General features: G+C 71.9%; 23 protein-coding genes and 1 pseudogene. 18 read left to right on the top strand and 6 right to left on the bottom strand.

Features of this window, described 5'->3' with window-relative positions:
- The first annotated feature begins 15 nt into the window (after positions 1-15).
- The 12 genes from ABZ948_RS24945 (at position 16) to ABZ948_RS24890 (ending at position 12,140) form a co-directional block, all read left to right on the top strand.
- Positions 16-1,080 (top strand): helix-turn-helix transcriptional regulator, encoded by a 1,065-nt coding sequence (locus ABZ948_RS24945; RefSeq protein WP_359763013.1) that lies wholly within the window; start codon positions 16-18, stop codon positions 1,078-1,080.
- 100 nt (positions 1,081-1,180) lie between these two features.
- A complete protein-coding gene (locus tag ABZ948_RS24940; protein WP_359763011.1) occupies positions 1,181-1,474 on the top strand; it encodes a CpXC domain-containing protein in 294 nt (97 codons plus the stop codon).
- A gap of 35 nt (positions 1,475-1,509) precedes the next feature.
- The gene (locus ABZ948_RS24935; RefSeq protein WP_359763009.1) at positions 1,510-1,704 is read left to right on the top strand and encodes a hypothetical protein; all 195 of its coding nucleotides are present in this window, start codon (positions 1,510-1,512) and stop codon (positions 1,702-1,704) included.
- A 260-nt stretch (positions 1,705-1,964) separates the two neighbouring features.
- Entirely contained in the window at positions 1,965-2,246 is a 282-nt protein-coding gene (gene tatA / locus ABZ948_RS24930; RefSeq protein ID WP_031114631.1) for a Sec-independent protein translocase subunit TatA, read from the top strand.
- A gap of 47 nt (positions 2,247-2,293) precedes the next feature.
- Positions 2,294-3,256, top strand: coding sequence for a twin-arginine translocase subunit TatC (tatC, locus tag ABZ948_RS24925; RefSeq protein ID WP_359763007.1), 963 nt, complete (start codon positions 2,294-2,296; stop codon positions 3,254-3,256).
- Positions 3,257-3,287: 31 nt separating this feature from the next.
- Positions 3,288-4,178, top strand: a complete 891-nt coding sequence (locus ABZ948_RS24920) for a diacylglycerol kinase (RefSeq protein WP_359763005.1) — start codon at positions 3,288-3,290, stop codon at positions 4,176-4,178.
- Between the two features lie 56 nt (positions 4,179-4,234).
- On the top strand, positions 4,235-7,084 hold the full coding sequence (locus ABZ948_RS24915; RefSeq protein ID WP_359763003.1) for a DEAD/DEAH box helicase: 2,850 nt from the start codon (positions 4,235-4,237) through the stop codon (positions 7,082-7,084).
- A gap of 397 nt (positions 7,085-7,481) precedes the next feature.
- On the top strand, positions 7,482-9,125 hold the full coding sequence (locus tag ABZ948_RS24910; RefSeq protein ID WP_359763001.1) for a sensor histidine kinase: 1,644 nt from the start codon (positions 7,482-7,484) through the stop codon (positions 9,123-9,125).
- Positions 9,122-9,529 (top strand): roadblock/LC7 domain-containing protein, encoded by a 408-nt coding sequence (locus tag ABZ948_RS24905; RefSeq protein ID WP_031114641.1) that lies wholly within the window; start codon positions 9,122-9,124, stop codon positions 9,527-9,529. Before ABZ948_RS24910 ends, ABZ948_RS24905 begins: the two co-directional genes overlap by 4 nt.
- On the top strand, positions 9,526-9,930 hold the full coding sequence (locus ABZ948_RS24900) for a DUF742 domain-containing protein (RefSeq protein ID WP_359762998.1): 405 nt from the start codon (positions 9,526-9,528) through the stop codon (positions 9,928-9,930). The genes ABZ948_RS24905 and ABZ948_RS24900 overlap by 4 nt, the downstream gene beginning before the upstream one ends.
- Positions 9,911-10,531, top strand: a complete 621-nt coding sequence (locus tag ABZ948_RS24895) for a GTP-binding protein (protein WP_359762996.1) — start codon at positions 9,911-9,913, stop codon at positions 10,529-10,531. The genes ABZ948_RS24900 and ABZ948_RS24895 overlap by 20 nt, the downstream gene beginning before the upstream one ends.
- Before the next feature lie 64 nt (positions 10,532-10,595).
- Positions 10,596-12,140, top strand: coding sequence for a cytochrome P450 (locus tag ABZ948_RS24890; protein WP_359762994.1), 1,545 nt, complete (start codon positions 10,596-10,598; stop codon positions 12,138-12,140).
- Here ABZ948_RS24890 and ABZ948_RS24885 read toward each other — a convergent pair.
- The gene (locus ABZ948_RS24885) at positions 12,134-13,132 is read right to left on the bottom strand and encodes an RluA family pseudouridine synthase (protein WP_359762992.1); all 999 of its coding nucleotides are present in this window, start codon (positions 13,130-13,132) and stop codon (positions 12,134-12,136) included. The two genes, ABZ948_RS24890 and ABZ948_RS24885, sit on opposite strands and share 7 nt — an antisense overlap.
- An 81-nt stretch (positions 13,133-13,213) precedes the next feature.
- On the opposite strand from ABZ948_RS24885, the gene ABZ948_RS24880 reads away from it, so the two are divergent.
- A complete protein-coding gene (locus ABZ948_RS24880) occupies positions 13,214-13,795 on the top strand; it encodes a GNAT family N-acetyltransferase (protein ID WP_359762990.1) in 582 nt (193 codons plus the stop codon).
- Between the two features lie 278 nt (positions 13,796-14,073).
- On the opposite strand, the gene ABZ948_RS24875 is transcribed toward ABZ948_RS24880, so the two are convergent.
- The gene (locus tag ABZ948_RS24875; RefSeq protein ID WP_359762988.1) at positions 14,074-14,916 is read right to left on the bottom strand and encodes a siderophore-interacting protein; all 843 of its coding nucleotides are present in this window, start codon (positions 14,914-14,916) and stop codon (positions 14,074-14,076) included.
- 104 nt (positions 14,917-15,020) lie between these two features.
- Positions 15,021-15,950 carry a 5'-3' exonuclease gene (locus ABZ948_RS24870; RefSeq protein ID WP_359763044.1) on the bottom strand — a complete coding sequence of 310 codons (930 nt, stop codon included), beginning with the start codon at positions 15,948-15,950 and terminating at the stop codon, positions 15,021-15,023.
- A 197-nt stretch (positions 15,951-16,147) separates the two neighbouring features.
- Between ABZ948_RS24870 and ABZ948_RS24865 the strand changes: the two genes are divergently transcribed.
- From ABZ948_RS24865 to ABZ948_RS24850, 4 genes and pseudogenes are all read left to right on the top strand, one after another.
- Positions 16,148-17,239, top strand: a complete 1,092-nt coding sequence (locus ABZ948_RS24865; protein WP_359762986.1) for a quaternary amine ABC transporter ATP-binding protein — start codon at positions 16,148-16,150, stop codon at positions 17,237-17,239.
- The gene (locus ABZ948_RS24860; RefSeq protein WP_359762984.1) at positions 17,232-19,847 is read left to right on the top strand and encodes an ABC transporter permease/substrate binding protein; all 2,616 of its coding nucleotides are present in this window, start codon (positions 17,232-17,234) and stop codon (positions 19,845-19,847) included. Before ABZ948_RS24865 ends, ABZ948_RS24860 begins: the two co-directional genes overlap by 8 nt.
- 332 nt (positions 19,848-20,179) lie before the next feature.
- On the top strand, positions 20,180-20,749 hold the full coding sequence (locus ABZ948_RS24855) for a helix-turn-helix domain-containing protein (RefSeq protein ID WP_359762982.1): 570 nt from the start codon (positions 20,180-20,182) through the stop codon (positions 20,747-20,749).
- A pseudogene (locus ABZ948_RS24850) lies at positions 20,746-21,469 on the top strand (helical backbone metal receptor). Before ABZ948_RS24855 ends, ABZ948_RS24850 begins: the two are co-directional and overlap by 4 nt.
- Here the strand turns inward: ABZ948_RS24850 and ABZ948_RS24845 are convergent.
- The gene (locus ABZ948_RS24845) at positions 21,381-22,532 is read right to left on the bottom strand and encodes a TDT family transporter (RefSeq protein ID WP_359762981.1); all 1,152 of its coding nucleotides are present in this window, start codon (positions 22,530-22,532) and stop codon (positions 21,381-21,383) included. The pseudogene ABZ948_RS24850 and the gene ABZ948_RS24845 overlap by 89 nt on opposite strands.
- Positions 22,533-22,603: 71 nt before the next feature.
- Between ABZ948_RS24845 and ABZ948_RS24840 the strand changes: the two genes are divergently transcribed.
- Positions 22,604-23,536 carry a LysR family transcriptional regulator gene (locus tag ABZ948_RS24840; protein ID WP_359762980.1) on the top strand — a complete coding sequence of 311 codons (933 nt, stop codon included), beginning with the start codon at positions 22,604-22,606 and terminating at the stop codon, positions 23,534-23,536.
- A gap of 37 nt (positions 23,537-23,573) precedes the next feature.
- On the opposite strand, the gene ABZ948_RS24835 is transcribed toward ABZ948_RS24840, so the two are convergent.
- Positions 23,574-24,251: a gamma-glutamyl-gamma-aminobutyrate hydrolase family protein gene (locus ABZ948_RS24835; RefSeq protein WP_359763042.1), complete on the bottom strand. Its 678-nt coding sequence runs from the start codon at positions 24,249-24,251 to the stop codon at positions 23,574-23,576.
- Positions 24,252-24,287: 36 nt separating this feature from the next.
- Positions 24,288-25,733 (bottom strand): ethanolamine permease, encoded by a 1,446-nt coding sequence (gene eat / locus ABZ948_RS24830; protein ID WP_359762978.1) that lies wholly within the window; start codon positions 25,731-25,733, stop codon positions 24,288-24,290.
- Positions 25,734-25,738: the final 5 nt, after the last annotated feature.

Genomic DNA, 25,738 nt, shown 5'->3' with positions numbered 1-25,738 from the left:
GGGAGCGGGAAGACAGTGGCAGGCAAACCGGTCAGGCCCGTGAACGCCATCGACCAGACCCGGCGGATGCTCTCCCTGGTGACGTATCTCAGGGAACGCCCCGGGGCCCGGGTCGAGGACGTCGCGCGCGCCTTCGGCATCACCGAGGACGAGCTGGTCTCCGACCTCGACGTGCTGCCCATGTGCGGCACGAGTTTCCGCGGGGGCGACCTCCTCGACATCGACACCGACGGCGAGCGCATCTGGTGGCACAACCCGGCCGCGCTCGCGGCGGAGGCCGCCGAGCCGCTCAGACTCGCCGCCGACGAGGCCACCGCGCTGCTCGTCGCCGCCCGGGCCGTGTCCACCCTGCCGGGGCTGCGCGAGAGCGACCGGCAGGCCCTGCTGCGGGCGACGGCCAAGGTGGAGGCCGCGGCCGGCGAGGCGGCCGGTGCCAGCTCGCGCCTGTCGGTGACCTTCGAGTCCGAGGGCGGCGTCTTCGCGGACGTCGACCGGGCGATCGCCGAGCGCCGCCGCCTGTGGATCCGCTACTACTCGCCCGCGCGCGACGAGGTCACCGAGCGCGAGATCGACCCCATCCGCCTGGTCAGCGTCGGGCACACGTACGTGGAGGCCTGGTGCCGCCGCTCGGAGGCGCGCCGCACCTTCCGGCTCGACCGGGTCGCCGAGATCAAGATCCTGGACGAGCCGTCGGCGCCGCCGGAGATCGAGCTGCGTGACCTGTCCGAGGCGCTGGTGCAGCCCGCCGCCGAGGACCCGGAGGTCGTGGTCGAGGTCGGCCCCGGCGGCCGCTGGGTCGCCGAGTACTACCCGCACGACAGTGCGGATGAGCTGGCGGACGGCGGCCTCCGTATCACCCTGCGGACCCCCGACCCCGCGTCGCTGCGGCGCCTGGCGCTGCGGCTCGGCCGGGACGGCCGGATCGTCTCCCCGCCGGAGCTGGCCGACAGCGCCCGGCAGGCGGCCCGCGAGGCGCTGGCGGCGTACGACGGGATCGAGGCGGCCGACGCGGCGGAGACCGCCGAGGCGCCGCACATGGTGCATGCGGTTCCGGACGGTCCGGACGGCAGACCCGAGTGAGCCACAGGCGCCCACCGGCGTCGGCGGCCCGGCCCGGCCGCCCCGCACACCGGCCGCGGTGCCCCGGAGGCGAACGACCCCAGGAAGAGGAGCGAGGGCTGTGAGCGAGTCGGCGACGTCCGGTGCGCGGGGCATGACGGTGGAGTCCGCGTTCGCCGGCATGAGAAGCGTGTCCCCGGTGGTGTTCAAGGCGGGCTGCCCGGACTGCCGTGGGCGCTTCGAGCTCACCGCGGGCGCCCTGCGCCTCGCCATCGGCGCCACGAGCCGCACCACCTTCTACTCCTTCACCTGCCCGGAGTGCGGTGCGTCGGTCCGCAAGCCGGCGGGGGAGCGGATCGTGGAGCTGCTGACCGGCGGCGGCGTGCGGACCCTGCGGCTGCACTCGACCCTCTAGCGGTACGAGCTCCGGAAAGGTCTAGGCTCGGCGTCATGTTCTGGCCGATGTTCGCGGTTGCCGTGGGTTTCGTGGGTCTCACCGTGCTCGGGGTGCTCGCCGTGCGGGTTTTCGTCGAGGCACAGCGCCTGGGCAGGCAGGTCACGGATTCGGCGCGCCGGATCAGCCGGGCCGCCGACGACCTGGAGCGGGCGGCGGAGAGCGCGGCCCGGTCCGTGGACGCGCTGTGAGCCCGTCCGGCAGGCGACTTCTCGTTGCGCTTCGGGACACTTCGCCCTGTCACCTCGGCGGTTCGGACAGGTACTCTGCTGGTCGCGGCCCGGTTAACGAGGCACTGGCCGCGGACGGGAGTACGCGCAGGGGATGCAGAGGGATTGCCTCACGTTCACCCCTGAGCGTTACGATCGCTGTCGACACGATCGTTCGGACATATGTCCGACCGGTCGGACAGCACCCCACCACAGCCGCCTCGGTGAGAAGGTAAAGACTTATGTTCGGAAGGCTCGGAGCCCCCGAGATCATTCTCATCCTCGTCGTCATCATCCTGCTGTTCGGCGCGAAGAAGCTTCCGGACATGGCTCGGTCGCTCGGCAAGTCCGCTCGCATCCTCAAGAGCGAGGCCAAGGCGATGAAGGACGAGAACAAGTCGTCCACGACCCCGGCCGGCCCGCCCAACAACGACGAGCCCGCGCAGCGCACCATCCAGGCCGCCCCCGGTGACGTGACCAGCTCGCGCCCGGTCAACGAGCCGACGGACACGACCAAGCGCTGACGCAGGGCCGGTGACCTCCGGCCCGCCGCACGAGATGGGAACGTGGGTTGCTGAAGTCTGCCCGCAAGAAGGAGAAGGACCCCGAGGGGCGGATGCCCCTCGCGGAGCACCTTCGCGAGCTCCGCAACCGGCTCGCCAAGGCGATCCTGGCGATCGTCGTCGTCACGGTCTTCGCCGCGTTCTTCTACAACGACATCATCAACTTGATCACCAAGCCGATCCTCGACTCGGTCGGCTGTGACAAGACCTTCGCGGAACTGGCCAGGTCGGAGGTCGGCACCAAGCCCTGTGCCCAGATCACGATCAACGGCCTGCTCACGCCCTTCACGCTCGCGCTGAAGGTGTCCCTGATGGCCGGCGTCGTCCTCGCCTCGCCGGTCTGGCTCTACCAGCTGTGGGCCTTCGTCGCGCCCGGACTGCACCGGCACGAGAAGAAGTACGCCTACGCCTTCGTGGCCACGGGCGCCCCGCTGTTCCTCATCGGCGCCTACTTCGCGTACACGGTCCTTCCCACCACCGCGAAGGTCCTGCTCGAATTCACGCCGGGCGGCACGTCCAACCTCCTCCCGCTGGACGACCTGCTCGACCTGGTCATGCGGATGGTGCTCGTCTTCGGCCTCTCGTTCGAGCTGCCGCTGCTGCTGGTCATGCTCAACCTCACGGGGGTGCTCACCGGCAAGCGCATGCTCGGCTGGTGGCGCGGCATGATCATGGGCATCACGGTCTTCGCGGCCATCGCCACGCCCAGCACCGACCCGCTGACCATGCTGGCGCTGGCGGCGCCGATCTGGATCCTGTACTTCGCGGCCGTCGCCTTCTCCCTGCTGAACGACCGCCGCCGCAGCCGTCGCGAGGCCCTCGGCCCCGCCGACGACGAGGCGTCCGAACTGGATCTCACCCCCGAGGACATCGGCGAGATCGAGCCCGTGACCACCAGTCGCGCCGCCCTGCCCGAGCAGGCGAGCGCGGACCGGACGGAACGGGTCAACGGTTATGACGACGTGACCTGAAGATCCGCAGGCAGCTCATAGGGTCGGTCGCGTGACCAGCGAGATCACCCTCTTCGTCAACCCCACCGCGGGCCGCGGCCGGGGCGCCCGCGCGGCGCAGCCGGCCGCATCCGCATTGCGGGCGGCCGGCTTCTCGGTGCGCACGGTGCTCGGGGAGGACGCCGCGGACGCCCTCGTACGCGCGCGTGCCGCCGTCGAGGCGGGCACCGGGGCGCTGATAGCCGTCGGCGGCGACGGCATGGCCAACCTCGCGCTGCGGGCCGTCGCGGGCACGCGCACCCCGCTCGGCCTGGTCGCCGTCGGCACGGGCAACGACTTCGCCCGGGCGCTCGGTCTGCCCGTGTGCCGGCCGGCCGCCGCCGGCCGCATGATCGCCGACGCCCTCAAGTGCGACCGGATCCGGGACGTCGACCTCGGCCGGGTCGGCGACCGCTGGTTCGGCACGGTCCTCGCCTCCGGCTTCGACTCCCGCGTCAACGACCGGGGCAACCGCATGCGGTGGCCCACCGGCCGCCTCAAGTACGACCTGGCGATGATCGCCGAACTCGCCGCGTTCCGGCCCGTGCCGTACCGGATCCGGCTCGACGACGGCGAGGTGCGCGAGGCCGAGGCGACCCTGGTGGCCGTCGGCAACGGCGCGTCCTACGGCGGCGGCATGCGGATCTGCCCGGCCGCCGACCTGACCGACGGGCTGTTCGACGTCACGGTGGTCGGGAACTGCAGCCGTACCACGCTGCTGCGGGTGTTCCCCGGCGTGTACCGGGGCACGCACGTCGACCATCCCAAGGTGACGGTGCTGCGGGCGGCCCGGGTCGAGATCGCGGCCGAGGGGATCACCGGGTACGCGGACGGGGAGCCGCTCGGTCCGCTCCCGCTGACCGCGCGCTGCGTGCGCGGGGGCGTGCGGGTCGTCGGCCCCTGAGGCCCCTCGCCCCTGAGCTGCGCCGATCCCTGGTTTCACAGGGACGGATCCGGATAATGATCGTCCTGTTGTCAGTGCGGCCCGGTACGCTCGAAAGCACGATGACAGAGGACCTCTCACCGGCCGAGCGGTACGCGGCAGCCCGCCTGCGGGCAGCCGAGCAGGCCACCGCGCTCGCGGGCTTCCGCGAGATGTACGACTTCGGTCTCGACCCCTTCCAGATCGAGGCCTGCCAGGCGCTCGAGGAGGGGAAGGGCGTGCTGGTCGCCGCGCCCACCGGCTCCGGCAAGACGATCGTCGGCGAGTTCGCCGTCCACCTCGCCCTCCAGCAGGGCAAGAAGTGCTTCTACACGACACCCATCAAGGCGCTGTCGAACCAGAAGTACGCCGACCTGTGCCGCCGCTACGGCACGGACAAGGTGGGCCTGCTCACCGGCGACAACAGCGTCAACTCCGACGCCCCGGTGGTCGTGATGACCACCGAGGTGCTGCGGAACATGCTGTACGCCGGTTCCCAGACTCTCCTGGGCCTCGGCTACGTGGTCATGGACGAGGTGCACTACCTCTCCGACCGGTTCCGGGGCGCCGTCTGGGAAGAGGTGATCATCCACCTGCCCGAGTCGGTCACCCTGATCTCGCTCTCGGCGACCGTGTCGAACGCCGAGGAGTTCGGCGACTGGCTGGACACGGTCCGTGGCGACACCGAGGTGATCGTCTCCGAGCACCGGCCCGTGCCGCTGTTCCAGCACGTGCTGGCCGGGCGGCGGATGTACGACCTCTTCGAGGAGGGCGAGGGTCGGAAGAAGGCCGTCAACCCCGACTTGACGCGCATGGCGCGGATGGAGGCGAGCCGGCCGTCGTACCAGGACCGCCGGCGCGGCCGGTCCCTGCGCGAGGCCGACCGCGAGCGCGAGCGCAGGCAGCGCTCCCGCGTGTGGACGCCGAGCCGGCCCGAGGTCATCGAGCGGCTCGACGCCGAGGGGCTGCTGCCCGCCATCACCTTCATCTTCAGCCGCGCCGCCTGCGAGGCCGCCGTCCAGCAGTGCCTGTACGCGGGCCTCAGGCTCAACGACGACGAGGCGCGGCACCGGGTCCGCTCCCTGGTCGAGGAGCGCACGGCGTCCATCCCGCGCGAGGACCTGCACGTCCTCGGCTACTACGAGTGGCTGGAGGGCCTGGAGCGGGGCATCGCCGCCCACCACGCGGGCATGCTGCCGACCTTCAAGGAGGTCGTCGAGGAACTGTTCGTACGCGGCCTGGTCAAGGCCGTGTTCGCGACCGAGACCCTCGCCCTCGGCATCAACATGCCGGCCCGCTCGGTGGTGCTGGAGAAGCTCGTCAAGTGGAACGGCGAGCAGCACGCCGACATCACCCCGGGCGAGTTCACCCAGCTGACGGGCCGGGCCGGACGGCGCGGCATCGACGTCGAGGGCCACGCCGTGGTGCTGTGGCAGCGCGGGATGAACCCCGAGCACCTGGCGGGCCTGGCGGGCACGCGCACGTATCCGCTGCGCTCCAGCTTCAAGCCGTCGTACAACATGGCGGTCAACCTGGTCGAGCAGTTCGGCCGGCACCGCTCGCGCGAGCTGCTGGAGACGTCGTTCGCGCAGTTCCAGGCGGACAAGTCGGTCGTCGGCATCTCGCGGCAGGTGCAGCGCAACGAGGAGGGCCTGGAGGGCTACAAGGCCTCCATGACCTGCCACCTCGGCGACTTCGAGGAGTACGCGCGGCTCCGCCGCGAACTGAAGGACCGGGAGAACGAGCTGGCCCGGCAGGGCGCGGCCCAGCGGCGCGCGGAGGCCGCCGTCGCGCTGGAGAAGCTGAAGCCCGGTGACGTCATCCACGTGCCCACCGGCAAGTACGCGGGCCTGGCGCTCGTCCTGGACCCGGGCCTGCCCGCGGGCCGTTCGAACGGCCACCGGGGCTTCGACCACCACGACGGGCCGCGCCCCTTGGTGCTGACCGCCGAGCGGCAGGTGAAGCGGCTGGCGTCCATGGACTTCCCGGTGCCGGTCGAGCCGTTGGAGCGGATGCGGATCCCGAAGTCCTTCAACCCCCGTTCCCCGCAGTCCCGTCGGGACCTCGCGTCGGCGCTGCGCACCAAGGCCGGGCACATCCCGGCCGAGCGGCACCGCAAGCGGCGCTCCCAGGCGGCCGACGACCGCGAGATCGCCCGGCTGCGGACCGCGCTGCGCGCGCACCCCTGCCACGGGTGCAGCGACCGTGAGGACCACGCCCGTTGGGCCGAGCGGTACCACCGGCTGCTGCGTGACACCTCGCAGCTGGAGCGGCGGATCGAGGGCCGTACGAACACGATCGCCCGCACGTTCGACCGCATCGTCGCCCTGCTGACCGAGCTGGACTACCTGCGCGCCGACGAGGTCACCGAGCACGGCAAGCGGCTCGCGCGGCTCTACGGCGAGCTGGACCTGCTCGCCAGCGAGTGCCTGCGCGAGGGCGTCTGGGAGGGGCTCGGACCGGCCGAACTGGCCGGGTGTGTCTCGGCGCTGGTGTACGAGGCGCGTGTCGGGGACGACGCGCTGGCGCCCAAGCTGCCGTCGGGCAGGGCCAAGGCCGCGCTGGGCGAGATGGTGCGGATCTGGGGGCGTCTGGACGCCCTGGAGGAGGAGTTCCGGATCACCCAGACCGAAGGGGTCGGGCAGCGCGAGCCCGATCTCGGCTTCGCCTGGGCCGCGTACATGTGGGCCTCCGGGAAGGGGCTCGACGAGGTGCTGCGCGAGGCGGAGATGCCGGCGGGGGACTTCGTGCGGTGGTGCAAGCAGGTCATTGATGTGCTCGGGCAGATTGCTGCGGCTGCGCCGCAGGGCTCCAGTGTCGTGAAGAACGCGCGCAAGGCCGTTGATCTGTTGCTGCGGGGAGTTGTCGCCTACTCGTCGGTGGGGTGATCGTTGCTGCGCGGGTGCCGGTTCGTTGTGGTTGCTCGCGCCCACGCGGCGGAGCCGCAAATCGACAGAGCCCCGCCCCCCTGAAGGGGCGTTGTTCTGAAGGCCCTTCACCCGTTGAGGTGAGGGGCTTTCGCATGTCTGTACGCCGTAACGCGCCGTATTCGAACGGTGTCGCAGCGTGTAAATGAATGAGCCTACTATCCCTTCGCGACCGGTTTCCGGCAGTTGCGGAATATGACACGGCGATGATCCGGTCGGACTAAGCTCGCCCGCAGCGCACCGGCTTGAGATGAATTCGTGCGCTTGTTCCCCAATGTGCGGAAGATGCAGACAGTTTCATGACATACCCACTTGCGAGTCCCCCCGAACCTCAGTCGTCTCCTGTCAGAAGGCCCACATGGTGAGTGTTCAATCCCCTCCAGGTCGCCGTGAACTGCCCTACACGCGCGTGCTGTTGCTGCCGGCCATAGTGATGGCGGCGGCGACCGGAGCCGCCGTCGCCCTGGTGGCGGAGCCGGCCCGGCTCGCCGTCGGCTGGTGCGGCGGTATCGCCACCGCGCTGGTGGTCGCGACGGCAGCCGAGGCGGTGCGCCGCGGCCGTGCCCTGCGGAACCAGCGTGCGGAGCACGCCCGCCAGACCGCGCATCTGGAACAGCGGATCGCCGTCCACGAGAACGAACTGGTCCGCTTCTCGCGGGAGATGGTCCCCGCCGCACTCGATCTGCTGGCCACCGGAGAATCCCCCAGAGAGGTGATTCGCAAGCTGGGTCTCACCGACCCCGCGTTCCGCGACCTCCCCGCGCCGCAGGCCGAGACGCTGCTGACGGTGCTGAGGATCGTCGATCGCGAAGTGACCATGCGGGACGCCGCCGCGCGCTCCTTCGTCAGTGTCGCCCGCCGCGTCCAGGCGATCATCCACCAGCAGGCCGAGGAACTCCGGGAGATGGAGGAGGACCACGGCCGCAACCCCGAGGTCTTCGACGACCTGCTGCGCATCGACCACGGCAACGCCCTGATCGGCCGCCTCGCCGACTCCGTCTCCGTCCTCGGCGGCGGACGCCCCGGACGGCAGTGGCCCCAGCCGGTGTCCCTGTACAGCACCCTGCGCGGCGCCATGTCCCGCATCCTGGAGTACCGGCGCATCCAGCTGTCGTCCATCGCCAAGGTCAGCGTCAAGGGCATCTACGTCGAGCCGGTCATCCACGCCGCCGCCGAGCTCCTCGACAACGCCACGCGCTACTCGCCGCCGCAGACCAAGGTGCACGTCACCGCCACCGAGGTGCAGACCGGCGTCTGCATCGAGATCGAGGACGGCGGCGTCAACCTCAACGAGGAGGCGCGCGCCCGGATCGAGGGCATGCTGGAGGCCGCCAAGGCCGGCGTCGACCTCCAGGACATCGGCGAGCACCCGCGCCTGGGCCTCGCCGTGGTGGGCCGCCTCTGCACGGCGTACAACATGCAGGTCTCGCTGCGCGCCTCCGCGTACGGCGGTGTCCGCGCCATCCTCATCGTGCCCAGCGAGATGATCACCCACGAGCCGGGTGTCGGACTCGCCCACGGCATCGGCGCCACCGGCATCCCCATGAAGGTCGGCATTCCCGAGGGACCGAAGCGCACGCCCAAGAAGCGGCGCCCCACCAGCCCGAAGCTCCCCGCGACGGTCTCCCTGGAGGACGACGACGTCCCCGAGGTCACCGAGTGGACGGCGAACGGCCTGCCGCAGCGCCGCAGCCGGGTGAAGACGCCGCTCTCCGAGCGACTCGCCCAGCAGGCGGCCAACGAGAAGGCCGACCGGGAGGCCGAGGCGCGGGGCGAGCACAACCCCTGGGCCGCGATCAAGGAGCCCGAGGTGCCGCCCCTGCGCGACATGAGCGCCCCCGACGCCCCCGGCAAGGGCCTGGAGGCCTTCTGGGAGGGACTCAAGCAGGGCATCGAGCCCGGCACCCACCCGACCGACTTCATCCGGAACCCCACCAAGTACCTGCACCTGCTCAACGACCCGGCCCCCACCGAGGCCGATGACGAGGGGGATCTCAAGTGATCCAGCAGCGAGGCAACTTCGACTGGATGCTCAAGCAACTCGCCGACGGCGTGCCGGGCATCGAGATGATCGTGGTGCTCTCGGCCGACGGTCTGCGCATCGCACGCTACGGCGGCGAGCCCGACGCGGCCGACCGGGTCGCCGCGGCCTGCGCCGGCCTGCAGTCCCTCGCGGGCAGCATCTGCCAGGAACTCAGCGTCGGCGACGGCGAGATGAAGCTGGTCATGATCGAGATCGACCAGGGCTACTTCTACCTGATGGGCGCCGGGGCCAACGCCTTCCTCGCGGTGCTCTCCGACGTGCGGTGCGAACCTGGCCGGATGAGCGCGATGATGCGCGACCTGGTGGTCCGGATCGGCGGCCACCTGACCAGCCCGCCCCGGCGGAACGGGCAGATCGTATGACGCCTCCGCAACGCCAGAGGCGCAACCCGGCACCGGAACCGGCCCCGCAGCCCTCCCAGGGGGGCGAGGACAAACCCGGGAACCCGGAGCGGATGTACGTGGTGGCCGGCCCGGACGGCGAACGGGCCGAGCTGGACCTGGTGACGTTAATCGTGGCGCGTGCCGCAGACCCGCCGCCCTCCGCCACCCCCGAGCAGGCGGCGCTGCTCCGGCTCTGCGCCGCCCCCCTCTCCGTGGCGGAGCTGTCGGCCTACCTCAGCCTGCCGTTCAGCGCGATGGGCACGCTGCTCACCGAACTGCTGACGGCGGAACTGGTCCGCGCGCGCTCCCCGATCGTCCGACAGGCGGTCCCCGACCGTTCCCTCCTCGAAGCGGTGATGAATGGACTTCAAAGGCTCTGACACCATCCCGGGCCCCCGGGCCGAGGACCAGTTGCCACACACGACACAGGCCGCGGCCAAGATCGTGATCGTGGGGGGTTTCGGCGTCGGCAAGACGACCATGGTCGGCTCGGTCAGCGAGATCAAACCGCTGACCACCGAGGAGACCATGACGCAGGCCGGCATCGGTGTCGACGACAACTTCGGCTCCGATTCCAAGACGGCCACCACCGTCGCCATGGACTTCGGCCGGATCAGCATCACCGACCAGCTCGTGCTGTACCTCTTCGGCACGCCCGGCCAGCAGCGCTTCTGGTTCCTGTGGAACGGCCTGTTCGAGGGCGCGCTCGGCGCGGTGGTGCTGGTCGACACCCGTCGGCTGGAGGTCAGCTTCGACGTCATGGGGCGCCTGGAGGAACGCGGTGTGCCGTTCGTGGTCGCCATCAACTCCTTCCCCGACGCGCCCCGTTACCCCGTCGAGGAGCTGCGCACGGCCCTCGACCTCGCCCCGGACATCCCGATCATGGAATGCGACGCGCGCCGCCGGGCCTCCAGCCGCGACGTCCTGATGACCCTCATGCGCTTCCTGCACTCCCTCGCCATGACGGGCTCGCGCACCTGATCGGTGTCCGGCCCATCCCCCCATCTCCCCCCCCAGACATCTGGAAAGTTTCGGAGCGACCACTGTGACGCCTGAATCCCACGCCCCGACCGGTACGGACGACACCCGGCCCGGGCCGCCCCCCGGCTGCCCCGCGCACGGCCTCGGGCCCGGGGGGCTGCACCGGCTGCACGAGGCGGAGGACCTGGGAGCGCTGTACGAGCAACTGCGGGAGCAGCACGGTGCCGTGGCGCCCGTGCTGCTCCACGACGACGTGCCGATCTGGATCGTCCTCGGCCACGCCGAGAATCTGCACATGGTGCGCTCGCCCTCGCAGTTCTGCCGGGACAGCCGTATCTGGACCCCCCTCAAGGACGGCCTGGTCAAGCCCGACCACCCGCTGATGCCGCACATCGCCTGGCAGCCCATCGCCTCGCACGCCGAGGGCGACGAGCACAAGCGGCTGCGCGGCGCGGTCATGGGTGCCATCTCGACCATCGACTTCCGCAGCCTGCGCCGCTACATCAACCGCAGCACGCAGCAGATCGTCAACCGCTTCTGCGAGAAGGGCGAGGCCGACCTCGTCAGCCAGTTCACCGAGCACCTGCCGATGGCGGTGATGTGCGAGATCCTCGGCATGCCCGGCGAGTACAACGACCGCATCGTGGAGGCCGCCCGCGACGCGCTCAAGGGCACCGAGACCGCGATCGCCAGCCACTCCTACGTCATGGACGCCCTGAGCCGGCTCACCGCCCGCCGCCGCGCCCAGCCGGAGGAGGACCTCGCCAGCTACCTGATCACCCACCCGGCCCGGCTCAACGACGACGAGGTCAGGGAGCACCTGCGCCTGGTGCTCTTCGCCGCCTACGAGGCCACCACCAACCTCCTGTCGAACGTGCTGCTCACGGTGCTGATCGACCCGCGCTTCCGGGCCCAGCTCAACGGCGGCCAGATGACGGTGCCGGAGGCGGTGGAACAGTCGCTGTGGAACGAGCCGCCGTTCAGCACGGTCTTCGCCTACTTCGCCAAGCAGGAGACCGAGCTGGGCGGGCAGCGCATCCGGCGGGGCGACGGGCTGCTGTTCGCCCCGCTCCCGGCCAACGTCGACCCGCGCGTGCGGCCGGACCTGAAGGCCAGCATGCAGGGCAACCGCTCCCATCTGGCCTTCGGCGGCGGCCCGCACGAGTGCCCCGGCCAGGACATCGGCCGTTCCATCGCCGATGTCGGCGTCGACGCCCTGCTGATGCGGCTGCCGGACGTCGAACTCGACTGCGACGAGGAGGACCTGCGCTGGACGGCGTCCATCGCCTCCCGGCACCTGGTGAGCATGCCGGTGCAGTTCTCACCCAAGCCGCCGCAGGACGTGTCGGAGCAGCCGAACCACAAGCCGGTCCCGGCGCAGCGCTCCGACTGGCAGATCGGCACCGTGCAGCCTCAGCCGCAACCCCAGCCTCAGCCGGCGGCGGCCGCCGCGCCGCTCCAGCCCGCACCGGCCGCCGCGCAGCCGCAGCCCCAGCCGGCTCCGGTGCAGCCGCAGGCGGTCCCGGTCCAGCCGCAGCCGGCGTCGGAGGAGCCACCCCGGCGCAAGGGTGTCTGGCAGCGCTTCCTGAGCTGGTGGCGCGGCTACTGACCGCCTGACGGGCCGTCGTACGGGACGTCGTACGTGCCGGTGGCCCACCGGTCGTACGACGCCCAGGCCGCGAGCACCCGGCCGCTGCGGAACCGGTGCTCCACTCCCGTGACCGGGTCGGTGAACTCCAGGCCCCGTGCCAGCAGTTGGAGCGGACGCCGGAAGTCACCGGCCGGCACGGGCCCGGTCACCTCCGGGTAGAGCGGGTCGCCGAGGATCGGCACGCCCAGCGCGGTCATGTGCACGCGCAGCTGGTGCGTCTGCCCGGTGCCGGGCAGCAGCCGGTACCGCGCGAGGGGGCCGGCCCCGTCCGTGCGGTGCTCGACGAGTTCGACGCGGCTCACGGCGTTGGGCTCGCCCGGCACCTCCCGCGCGGTCAGCACCCCGCGCTCCTTCACGATCCGGCTGCGGACGGTCCGGGGCAGCGCGAGGGCGGAGTCGTAGGGGGCGACGGCCTCGTACTCCTTGTAGACCCGCCGGTCGCGGAACAGCGTCTGGTAGGCGCCGCGTTCCTCGGGGCGCACGGTGAACAGCACGAGCCCGGCGGTGAGCCGGTCGAGGCGGTGGGCGGCGGTGAGTGCCGGCAGGTCCAGCTCGCGGCGGAGCCGGGCCAGCGCCGTCTCGGCGACGTGGGCGCCGCGCGGGGTGGTGGCGAGGAAGTGGGGCTTGTCGGCGACGACGATGTGCTCGTCCCGGTGCACGACCTCCAGCGGGAAGGGCACCGGCGCCTCCGCGGGCAGCTCCCGGTGGAACCACACGAACATCCCCGGCACGAAGGGCGCGTCCGGCGGCACGGACCGTCCGTCCGCTCCCACGACCAGCCCCGCGGCGAACATCCCGTCGACGACCCCGGTCCCCGCCCCGGAGAGCCGCTCCACCAGATGCTCGCGCACCGTGGCCCAGGCGCCCGCGGCGGGCAGCCGCACCCGCACCGGGTCCACCCCGTGGCGCTGCGGCAGGGGAGAGGGCGGGGTGCGGGTCTTGCGTCTCATCGCGGCCCAGCGTACGAGGCCGGCGCGCACGGGCGGAAAATCACTGGGGCCACCTGCCGCCGGTCCGACAGGATGCCGGGCATGCCCTTCCTCATCGGCCCGGTCCTGACCGCCGGGACGCTCACCCGCCGCCCCCAGCCCACCCTCCCCGCCGACGGCGGCCTCCGCCTGCGCCCCTGGCGGGCCGGGGACGCGCCCGCGGTGTACGAGGTCTTCCAGGACCCGGTGATGCACCAGTGGCACGCCCGGGCCGCCGACTCCGAGGAGGAGGTCGCCGGCTGGATCCGGGACTGGCACCGGGCGTGGGAGGAGGAGCGGGAGGCCCACTGGGCCGTCGTCGACGCGGGTTCGGGCGCGCTGCTGGGGCGGGTCGCGCTGCGCGAGATGCGGCTGGACGACGGGACGGCGGAGGTGGCGTACTGGACCGTCCCGGAGGCGCGGGGCCGGGGCGTCGCCACCCGGGCCACGACCGCGCTCACCCGCTGGGCCCTCGACGAGGTCGGCTTCCACCGGCTGGAGCTGCTGCACGCCGTGCGCAACGAGGCGTCCTGCCGGGTCGCCGTCGGCACGGGATTCGCCCTGGAGGGCACCAAGCGCGACGCCGCCCTTCAGCCGGACGGCCGGCACGACATGCATCTGCACGCGCGCGTACGAGGAGACTGAGGGGCCTCTCGGCAGGCCTATGCCGCGTGGCGGGCCGATGCCCCCGGGCGGGCCGCTGCCTCCCGGCGGGCCCATGGCTCGTGGCGGGCCGAAGCCGCCCCCCGGGCTGACCGATGCCACGGCGGGTCGCTGCCTTCGGCGGGCCGATGCCCCCGGGTGGGCCGACGCCTCCCGGCGAGCCCATGCCCCTCGGTCGGCCGATGCTGTCGGTCTCTGCCTCAGGCGGCCGGTCTGTGCCTAGGGCGGCCGGTCTGTGCCTAGGGCGGCCGGTCTCTGCCTCAGGCCGCCGGCGTGCTCTCCTGCTCCGCCTCGATGCGTGCGTTCCACTCCCGCTTGGAGGCCTGCCAGCCGTCCTCGTTGTGGCCGCGCCGCCAGTAGCCGGAGATCGACAGGTCCTCGCGGGGGACGTGGCGCTCGACCCGGAGCAGATGGCGCAGCTGCTTCACGAAGTGTGCCTCGCCGTGCACGAAGGCGTGCACCCGGCCCTCGGGGAACTCCAGGTTCCGCACGGCCTCGACCAGCGCCTCACCCAGGGGCCGGTCACCGCGGTGCAGCCAGACGACCTCCACGTCGGAGTCGATCTTCTGCTCCTCCTCGGGGCCGGAGACCTCCACGAAGGCGTACGCCCGGGCCCCGCGCGGCAGGGCCTCCAGGGCGCAGGCGATCGCGGGCAGGGCGCTCTCGTCACCGGCGAGCAGATGCCAGTCCGCTTCCGGGTCGGGCGCGTACGCCCCGCCGGGGCCCATGAACCACACCGTCTCGCCCGGCTGGACACGCACGGCCCAGGGGCCGGCCAGGCCCTCGTCGCCGTGGATCACGAAGTCCAGGGTGAGCTCGCGGTGTTCGGCGTCCCACTGGCGCACCGTGTACGTCCGGGTCACCGGCCACTGGGCGCGGGGCAGCTCCTCGCGGATGCGCTGCAGGTCGAAGGGCTCCGGGTACGTGACGTCCCCGGGCGGGAACAGCAGCTTCACGTAGTGGTCGGTGCAGGTGTCCGCGGCGAAGTCGGCGAGGCCCTCGCCACCGAGCACCACGCGCTGCATGTGCGGGGTCAGCCGCTCGGTGCGGACCACCTGAGCGGCGTGCGGCGTGCGCGGCTGGCGTCCCGGTCGCTCTGCCATGAGGGACCTCCCTGATTCGCATAGTTAGGGTTACCTAAGTTAGCACCTCGCTCCCGGTTCACACCTCTCAGACGCGAAGGTCTCATAGCTCTCTTACCAAGGAGTCAGGCCCCGAGCGTCGTCAGCAGGCGCTCCAGTGACCCGCCCAGACCCCAGCGGGCCGCCAGCGCCTCCAGGGCCGCCGGGTCGCGCGGCGCCCGCGGCAGCGCCGTGGAGACGTCCGGCAGCGGTACGTCGTCCGCGACGCGGACCACCTTCGGCGCGACCGCGAGGTACGGACGCGCCTCGTCCAGCCGCCTGCGCTGCGTCGGCGTCAGCTTCGACCGCCGGTCCTCGACCGCCGCCATGATCCCGGCCAGGTCCCCGAACTCGGCCAGCAGCTTGGCGGCCGTCTTCTCACCGATGCCCGGCACGCCCGGCAGGCCGTCGCTGGGGTCGCCGCGCAGCAGGGCCAGATCCGCGTACCCGCTCCCGTCGACCCCATACTTCTCCCGCAGCACCGCCTCATCGGTGTGCTGCAGCGTGCCCACGCCCTTCAGCGGGTACAGCACGCGCACCCCGCGCGCGTCGTCCACCAGCTGGTAGAGGTCGCGGTCGCCCGTGACGATGTCGACCGGGCCCTTCGCCCGCGCCGTGAACGTGCCGATCACGTCGTCCGCCTCGTACCCCGCGACGCCGACGCGCGCGATGCCCACCGCGTCCAGCACCGCCTCGATGACCGGCACCTGCGGCGACAGCGTGTCGGGCACCTCCTCCTCGTCCGGGCCGGACGCGTGCTCCTCGGCGACGCGGTGCGCCTTGTAGGAGGGGATCAGCTCCACGCGCCAGTGCGGACGCCAGTCGGCGTCCATGCACGCCACGAGGTGGTCGGGCCGGTGGTCCTTCACCAGACGGTCGATGAAGTCGAGCAGCCCGCGCACGGCGTTCACCGGTGTGCCGTCCGGTGCCCTGACCGAGTCGGGGACGCCGAAGTAGGCGCGGAAGTACAGGGAAGCGGTGTCGAGGAGCATCAGTCGTCCGGTCACGCCACGCATCATGCCGTACGGCACCGACAGCCGGTCGCGGCGCGCAACATGTTGCGGTGTGTGCGTTCTGTGTGAAGCTCCCCACGTCCGGGTTTGGTTTTCGGCCACGGGGTAGGCGCCGCCCCGGAGCGAGGTCGGTTGCGCATTTCAACTGTTTTGCGCCCCGGCCTCGCTGCGTTTTCGTAGTCGTGGAAACAGAGGTGCACGTGTCAGCGACCCTTGAGGCAGAGAGCCTGTACAAAGTGTTCGGCAGGAGACCGGACCAGGCGGTCGAGCGGCTCAGGAACGGAGCCGACCGGGAGGAGCTGCGCGCCGAGGGCACGACCGCCGCCGTGATCGACGCTTCCTTCACCGTGGAGCCCGGCCAGATCTTCGTCGTCATGGGCCTGTCCGGCTCAGGCAAGTCCACACTGCTGCGCATGCTCAACGGTCTGCTGGAGCCGACCGCCGGCCACGTGCGCTTCGACGGCCAGGACCTGACCGCGCTGAGCGGCCGTGAGCTGCGCGAGGTCCGCTCCCGCAAGATCAGCATGGTGTTCCAGCACTTCGCGCTCTTCCCGCACCGCAGCGTGCGCGAGAACGCCGCCTACGGCCTGGAAGTGCAGGGCGTGCCCCGCGCCGAGCGCACACGCCGCGCCGACGAGGCGCTCGCCCTGTGCGGCCTGGCCGGCTGGGAGAAGTCCTGGCCCGACGAGCTGTCCGGCGGCATGCAGCAGCGCGTCGGTCTCGCCCGCGCGCTCGCCACCGACGCCGACCTGCTGCTGATGGACGAGTCCTTCAGCGCCCTGGACCCGCTGATCCGCCGCGACATGCAGGACCAGCTGCTGGAGCTCCAGCAGAAGCTCAAGAAGACGATCGTCTTCATCACCCACGACCTGAACGAGGCCATGCGCCTGGGCGACCGCATCGCCGTCATGCGCGACGGCCGCATCGTCCAGAACGGCACCGCCCAGGACATCCTGCTGCGCCCGGAGAACGACTACGTCGCCTCCTTCACCCAGGACGTCGACCGCTCCCGCGTCCTGACCGCCGGCGAGCTGATGGACACCTCGGTCACCGCCGACGACCCCGGCTGCCACTGCGCGACCGCCACGCCCGACACCCCCTTCACCGAGCTCTGCGCGATCAGCGCCCGGCTCTCCCACCCGGTCTCGGTCGTGGACGAGGACAACCGGCAGGTCGGCGTCGTCCCCCGGCAGCGCCTGATCGGCTTCCTCGGCGACGAGCAGGACGCGGCTCCGCAGCCCTGCGACTCCCCGCGGGACAAGGGCGGAGAGAAGGTGACCGCCCATGCCTAGGATCCAGCTCGGCACCTGGGTCAACGACGCGGTCGACTGGCTCACCACCCACATGGCGTGGCTGTTCGACTTCTGCAAGACCGTCTTCCTCGGCCTCTACGACGGCATCAACGCCGTCCTCCAGGCCCCCGAGCCGCTGCTCCTCGCGGGCATCTTCGCCGTGATCGCCTTCTGGCTGCGCGGCACCCTCGCCGGTGTCCTCGCCTTCGCCGGATTCGCGTTCATCGACTCCCTCGAACTGTGGGAGAACGCGATGATCACCCTGGCGCTCGTCCTCGTGGCGACCGTCATCGCCCTGGCGATCGCCCTGCCGGTGGGCATCTGGGCGGCCCGCTCGGACCGCGTCAGCGGACTGGTGCGGCCCGTCCTGGACTTCATGCAGACGCTGCCCGCGATGATCTACCTCATCCCGGCGATCCTCTTCTTCGGCACCGGCGCCCCCGCGGGCATCGTCGCCACCCTGATCTTCGCCCTCGCCCCGGGCGTGCGCATGACCGAGCTGGGCATCCGGCAGGTCGACAAGGAACTCGTGGAAGCCGCCGACGCGTTCGGCACGACGCCCCGCAACACCCTGCTGCGCGTCCAGCTCCCACTGGCGCTGCCCACGGTCATGGCCGGCGTCAACCAGGTCATCATGCTGGGCCTGTCCATGGCCGCGATCGCCGGCATGGTCGGCACCGGCGGCCTCGGCGGCGACGTCAACGAGGCCATCGGCCAGCTCAACGTGGGCCTCGGCTCCGAGGCCGGCGTGGCCATCGTGATCCTCGCGATCTACCTCGACCGCATGACCAGCGCGCTGGGCACCCAGGTCTCCCCGCTCGGCCGCCGCGCCGCCGCCAAGCTGCGCGCCGCCCAGGGGCTGAAGATCTGGTCCTACCGGCCGCGCCCGGTCGTCGCCGTGATCGGAGTCGTCGTCCTCGCGCTCACCGCGGGGGGCATGGGCGTCCTCGGCGGCAGCTCCGGCACCGAGGCCGCGGCGAGCGGCAAGGACGTCGGCCAGGGCAAGAAGATCAGCATCGGCTACATCCCCTGGGACGAGGGCGTCGCCTCCACCTTCCTCTGGAAGGAGGTCCTGGAGCAGCGCGGCTACCAGGTCGAGGCCAAGCAGTTCGACGCCGGCCCGCTGTACACCTCCCTCGCCCAGGGCGACGTCGACTTCCAGACGGACGCCTGGCTGCCCACCACCCACGCCCAGTACTGGAAGAAGTACGGCAAGCAGCTCGACGACCTCGGCGCCTGGTACGACAAGACGTCCCTGGAGCTCTCCGTGCCCTCCTACATGAAGGGCATCGACTCCCTGGCCGACCTCAAGGGCAAGGCGTCGCAGTTCGGCGGCAAGATCACCGGCATCGAGTCCAGCGCCGGCGAGATGGCCCTGCTCAAGAGCAAGGTCCTCAAGGAGTACGGCCTGGACAAGGAGTACGAGGTCGTCGACAGCTCCACGCCCGCGATGCTGGCCGAGCTGAAGCGCGCCTACGCCCAGAAGAAGCCGATCGTCGTCACCCTCTGGTCGCCGCACTGGGCCTACAACGACTACGACCTCAAGAAGCTCAAGGACCCGAAGGGCGCCTGGGGCGAGGGCGACGGCGTGCACACCCTGTCCCGCAAGGGCTTCGCCAAGGACGACCCGACGGTCGCCGGGTGGCTGAAGAAGTTCAGGATGAGCGAGAAGGAGCTCACCAGCCTCGAAGCGGAGATCAACAAGGCGGGCAAGGGCAACCAGCAGGAGGCCGTGCGCGCCTGGCTGAAGCAGAACCCCGGCTTCGTCGACCGGATGGCCCCGGTGAAGGACGCCGGGGGCGGCACGCCCGCCGAGGCGAAGCGGCCCCTGGACGTGGCGTGGTTCCCCTGGGACGAGGACATCGCCGTCACCTACCTGTGGAAGAACGTCCTGGAGCGGCGCGGCTACCGGCTGAACCTCAAGCAGATGGACGTCGGCCCCGTCTACACGGGCCTGGCCTCGGGCGATCTCGACCTCAACTTCGACGCCTGGCTGCCCTACGCCCAGAAGAACTACTGGGACAAGAACAAGGACCGGCTCAAGGACCTCGGCACCTGGTACGAACCGACCTCACTGGAGATCGCCGTGCCGTCCTACGTGAAGGGCGTCGACTCCCTGGCCGACCTCAAGGGCAAGGCCGGCACCTTCAAGGGGAAGATCATCGGCATCGAGCCGGGCACCGGCGAGATGGACCTGGCGAAGAACAAGGTCCTGCCCGCCTACGGCCTGGACAAGGAATACGAGGTCGTCGACGGCTCCACCCCGGCCATGCTGGCCGAGCTGAAGCGCGCCTACGCCAAGAAGGAGCCGATCGCGGTCACGCTCTGGTCGCCGCACTGGGCGTACAGCGACTACAAGCTGACCAAGCTGAAGGACCCGAAGAAGGCCTTCGGCGAGGGCAACACGATCCGCACCATCTCCAACGAGAAGTTCCCCGAGCAGTACCCGCAGCTCACGAAGTGGATCAAGAACTTCAGGATGAGCGAGGACGAGCTCGGCTCCCTGGAGAGCGAGATCAAGGACCGCGGCCAGGGCCATGAGGAGGAGGCCGTCGCCGCGTGGCTCGAGGAGCATCCGGACATGGTGAACCGGATGACTCCGCAGTAGGGTTCCGGGGTGGGACGCGCGACACGCCGCGTCCCACCCCGCCCCCCGTTCCCACGAGCGGGATCCGGACAACCACAGAGCGCTACGCCACCCCCCGAACCCCCGCTGCCTCCCTGTTCCTTCCAGGCGAGGAATCCCCGCCCCATCCTCGGGACGGCGGTTCCCCTGGCGCGAACTGTGAGGTCCCGCGTCACCTCGTATGACGTCGATGTGACGGGCGCATGAAACGGTTTGCCGAACATGCGTAGGGTGCAGACAACTCAACAGAAGGAGTGCGCCGGGACACCGGCGGACGGGGAGCGGATCGACGGGCGAAGGAGGGAGCCGGAGCGATGGGCGACCACAAAGAGCAGCCCCTGCGGGTGGGCGCGGCCGTGCGCCGACGGCGCCGCGCGCTGGAGCTCACGCTCGCCGTCGTGGCCGAGCGCAGCGGCCTGTCGGTCCCGTTCCTGAGCCAGGTCGAGAACGACCGGGCGCGGCCCAGCCGAAGCTCGCTGGAGAAGGTCGCCGACGCCCTGCGCACCACCGCCGTGGAACTCCTCGCGGCCGCGGACCCGGCGTGCAGCGTGGACGTCGTCCGCGCCGAGGACACCGAGCCGCCGGCCCAGCCCCGGGCCCGCTCCCTGGTGCGCGGCCACCACCAGATGCACGCCTCCGAGTTCACCGGTGACCACGACGCGGGCCGTGAATTCCAGTACCGCAACGACCAGTTGATGTACGTCGCCGACGGCGCGGTGGAGATCGAGGCGGAGGGCCGCGCCTACCGCCTCGGCCGCGGCGACACGCTGTACCTCACCGGCGGTGTGCGGCACCGCTGGCGGGCGGCGGAGTCGGACACCCGGGTGATCGTCGTCGCCGTCGCGGAGCACATCGAGGCGGTCCGGGACCGGCCGCGCCGGTGAGGGTGGTCTCCCTCGTCCCCTCGCTGACGGAGGCCGTGGCCCTCTCGGCGCCCGGGGCGCTGGTCGGCGTCACCGACTGGTGTACCCACCCGCCGGACTTGGACGCCGTACGCGTCGGTGGGACGAAGAACCCGCGGACCGACCGGATCCTCTCCCTCGCCCCCGATCTGGTGATCGCGAACGAGGAGGAGAACCGCGAGGGCGACTTGGCGGCCCTGCGCGCGGCGGGCGTCGAGGTCCTGGTCACGGAGGTCCGCGCGGTGCCCCAGGCCTTCCGGGAACTGGCCCGGGTCCTGGACGCCTGCGGGGTGACGGCCCGCCCGCGCTGGCTGGACGAGGCCGAGGACACCTGGTCGTCCCTGCCCCGGCCGGCCGGCCGCCCGCCTGACGGCGGTCGTACCGATCTGGCGCCGCCCGTGGATGGTCCTGGGCCGCGACACCTTCGCGGGTGACGTCCTGGCCCGCCTCGGCGTCGACCACCTGTTCGCGGAGCACCCCGACCGCTATCCCCGTGTCCCGCTGGACGAACTCCGCGCCCTCGCCCCCGATGTGGTGGTCCTCCCGGACGAGCCGTACCGCTTCACCGCCGACGACGGCCCGGAGGCGTTCCGCGGCCTGCCCTGCGCGCTCGTCAGCGGACGGCACCTGACGTGGTACGGGCCGTCGCTGGCCGAGGCGCCACGGGTACTGGGCCGGGCCCTGCGAGCAGCTCGCCCCTGACCAGCCCGCGCAGGGTCCCCGCGGCGGCCACGCCCCACGCCAGGACCAGCACGCCGTACAGGATTACCGCAGGGCCCGTGTAGGCCACGAGCCCGGTGTGCCGGCCGAGCGCCTCGGCGCCCGTGACGCAGGTGCCGACCGGGAAGGTGAACGACCACCAGGTCATGGCGAACCGCATCCCGTGCCGCCGCGCACGCCACACATGGGCGGTGGCCAGACAGCACCACAGCAGTGCGAACCCCATCACGGGCACGCCGTAGAGCACGGCGAGGGCTCCGAAGCCCTGGCTGTACGGCGCCGGTACGACCCCCGGGGCGACGTCCGCGAAGGCGCCGACGGCGGTGGTGGACTGCCCGAGCGGCCCCAGCACCAGGAACAGGGTCGGGGTGAGGGCGAGCGGCAGCGGCCCACCGGTGAGCAGCCGGGCGAAGACCAGCGGCAGCATGAGCAGGGTCGCGAGCAGGCTCAGCCCGAACAGGGCGAAGCAGACGAGCAGCAGCGTCTCGCGGGGCTGCCCGGGAGGCAGATGGGGCACCAGCGGCGGCCCGACCGCCGCCGACACCATGGGCGCGACCAGCGGCAGCAGCCACACGGGCGTCGCCTGCCCCGGCTCGACCCGGTGACGTACGGCCATCAGGTACGGCACGGCGACGGCGGCGGCCAGCCCCAGAGCCGTACCGGCGGTGAACAGCACGGCGTCCAGCACCACCGCGGCCCGCAGGCCGATCACGTCCCGGCCGACGGTGAGGGCGCCGCCGCCCACGGCCAGCAGGGCCATGGCGAGACAGCCGTAGAAGGGCGCCGTCGCCGGATCGAGGAGGTGGGCGCGGGCCTGGTCACGGTGGCGGATCCAGTGCGCGCAGCGGGCGCCGAGCACGATCAGGAGCAGAGCGAAGGAGGCGGTCCAGACCCCGGCGAGCACGCCGCGCGGCCCCGGGGCGAGCGGCGGGAGAGCGGCTCCGGCGGTGGCGACGGCGGCGGTGCCCATGACGGTGGCGTACCAGTTGGGTCCGAGATGGCGGACGGAGAGGGGGTGCGCGAGGGGCCGGGCTGCGGTGACCATGACTCCTACGGTGGGGCGGCGGAAGGCGCACCACCAGGGAGTTTGCCTCTATGGCGGCATAAGCTGGGTTTATGAGCAACACGGATGAGCAGGGCGGCGGCCCGGCGGTCGCCGGGTCCCTGGCGCACCGGGTGCCGGACCTCGGCGCCCTGGAGTTGCTGCTGGCGGTGGCGCGCCTCGGCAGTCTCGGCGGCGCGGCGCGGGAACTGGGCGTCACCCAGCCCGCGGCCAGCAGCCGGATCCGGTCGATGGAGCGGCAGCTCGGCGTGGCACTGGTCGACCGTTCGCCGCGGGGTTCCCGGCTCACGGACGCCGGTGCGCTGGTGACGGACTGGGCGCGGCGGATCGTCGAGGCGGCGGAGGCGTTCGATGTGGGGGCGCAGGCGCTGCGCGACCGGCGGGACTCCCGGCTGCGGGTCGCGGCGAGCATGACGATCGCCGAGTACCTGCTGCCTGGCTGGCTGCTCGCGCTGCGGGCGCAGCGGCCCGACACGGCGGTGTCCCTGCACGCGGGCAACTCGACGGTGGTCGCGGAACGGCTGCTGTCGGACGAGGCGGACCTGGGCTTCGTGGAGGGGCTGACGGTGCCGACCGGGCTCGACTCGGTGGTCATCGCCCACGACCGGCTGATAGTGGTGACGGCGCCGGGACACGCGTGGGGGCGCCGGCGGCGGCCGGTGGCGGCGGAGGAACTGGCCTCGACACCGCTGATCCTGCGGGAGAAGGGGTCCGGGACGCGTCAGGTGCTGGACGCGGCGCTGGGCGGTCTGGCCCGGCCGCTCATCGAGCTGTCCTCGACGACGGCGGTGAAGGCGGCGGCGGTGAGCGGGGCCGGGCCGGCGGTGCTGAGCGAACTGGCGGTGGGGGAGGAGCTGGCGATGCGGCGGCTGGTGCGGGTGCCGGTGGACGGGGTCGCCCTGGCCCGTGATCTGAGGGCGGTGTGGCCGACGGGGCACCGGCCGACGGGTCCGGCGCGGGATCTGCTGGCGCTGACGCGGGGGTGAGCTTCTCGCCGCGTCCCGAGGTGCAGCCCGTCGGAGTTCAGCGCGCTGCCGCCGCCTCCACCAGCGCCCGCATCACCCGTACGTCCTCGCCCATCTCCGGGTGCCACTGCACGCCCAGCACCCAGCCCTCGCCGGACGGCAGTTCCAGGGCCTCCACCGTGCCGTCCGCCGCGTACGCCGACGGGACCAGGCCCTCGCCGATGCGGTCCACGGCCTGGTGGTGGTACGTCGGCACCGACGTCTCCTCCGGCACGATCCCGGCGTACCGCGTGCCCGGCACCGGCTTGACGGGGTGCCCGCCGAAGACGCCCACGACCTCAGCGTGGCCGTCGAGGTGCTGCACGAGCGTGCCGCCCAGCGCGACGTTCAGCAGCTGCATGCCCCGGCAGATGCCGAGCAACGGCACGCGTGCGGCGAGGGCCGCGTCGATCAGGGCCAGCTCCCACGCGTCCCGCTCCGGCGCCGGCGGTCCCGTCCGGGGCTCGCGCTCCGCCCCGTACCGGACCGGCTCCACATCCGGCCCGCCCGCGATGACCAGCCCGTCCAGCCGGGCCACGGTCTCCACGGCCCGGTCGGGGTCGTCCGGCGGCAGCATCGCGGCCAGGCCGCCCGCCCGCTGCACCAGCCGGGGATAGCCGACCGGCAGCAGGGCCGCCTCCAGCTCCCACACGCCCCAGCGGGCGCCGGCCTCCAGATACGTGCTGACCCCGATCAACGGCCTGGCCACTGCGACTTTCCTCCCGGTCGACGTTCAGTCCCGTGCCAACTCTGCCTCGGCCGCGGCCAGCGCCGCGAACTCCTCCTCCGGCGCCTTCGCCACCAGCCGCTTCCTGCTGTACAGGCCGAAGTACCCGACGGCCACCACGTACACCGCGAGCGCGATGAACGCCGCCGTCACGTCCACCAGGAACGTCGCCACCAGCGCCGCGCAGGCCAGCACCAGGGCGACCGAGGAGGTCAGCACCCCGCCCGGCGTCCGGTACGGCCGCGGCAGCTCCGGCTCGCGGCGGCGCAGCACGATGTGGGACAGCGACATCAGCGCGTAGGAGATGGTCGCGCCGAACACGGCGATGTTGAGCATGCGCGCGCCGTTGCCCGACACCGCCGCCAGCAGGAAGCCGATCGTGCCGGGCACGAGCAGGCCCAGGTACGGCGCCTTGCGGCGGCTGGTGAGGGACAGGAAGCGGGGCAGGTAGCCCGCGCGGGACAGGGCGAACAACTGGCGCGAGCCCGCGTAGATCAGCGAGAAGAAGGACGCCACCAGACCGGCCAGACCCGCGTAGTTCACGATCCTGCTCAGGGTCGTGGCCTCGCCGTCCGGCTGGAGCGCCTCGACCAGCGGGTTCCCCGCCTCCTGGATCGCGGCCGAGCCGCGCGCCCCCGCCGCCGCGACGAACGTCACCACCGCCAGCACCACCAGGATGCCCATCGACCAGCGGATCGCCTTCGGCAGCGTGCGGGCCGGCTCCCTGGTCTCCTCGGCGGCCAGCGGCACGCCCTCGACACCCAGGAAGAACCACATGCCGAAGGGGAACGCCGCCCAGATGCCGAGCAGGCCGAACGGCAGCCAGGAGTTCGACCCGGCGGCCGAGGAGTCCACCGGGATGTCGTCCAGCGCGGCGAAGGAGAAGTCGGGCAGCGCCGCCAGCGCGAAGACGACGAGGGCGGCGACCGCGATGCCCGTGACGACGAAGCTGAAGCGCAGCGCCTCGCCCACGCCCCACAGATGGATGCCCAGGAAGATCGCGAAGCAGACCAGGTACATCGGCCAGCCGGACTCCAGCCCGAACAGGCCCAGCGACTCGACGTAGTCGCCGATGAAGATGACGATGGCGGCGGGGGCGAGGACGTACTCGATGAGGATCGCCGTGCCGGTCAGGAAGCCGCCCCAGGGGCCGAGCGCCCGCCGGGCGAAGCCGTAGCCGCCGCCCGCCGTCGGCAGGATCGAGGACAGCTCGGCGAGCGCGAAGACCATGCACGCGTACATCGCGCCCATGAGGACCATGGCGATCGCCAGGCCTCCGAAGCCGCCCTCGGCCAGGCCGAAGTTCCAGCCCGAGTAGTCACCGGAGACGACGTAGGCGACGCCGAGACCGGTCAGCAGCACCCAGCCGGCGCTGCCGCGGCGGAGCGCTCTGCGCTCCAGGTAGTCGTCGCCCTCCGGGGCGACGGGGGTGATGGTGGGTTCCTCGGACATGGGCA

Origin of the sequence: Streptomyces olindensis, from assembly GCF_040645895.1 — a bacterium.
GTDB classification, from domain to species: domain Bacteria; phylum Actinomycetota; class Actinomycetes; order Streptomycetales; family Streptomycetaceae; genus Streptomyces; species Streptomyces olindensis.
The sequence above is the reverse complement of the archived record's forward strand: the minus strand, read 5'-3'. Positions and strand labels throughout refer to the sequence as shown.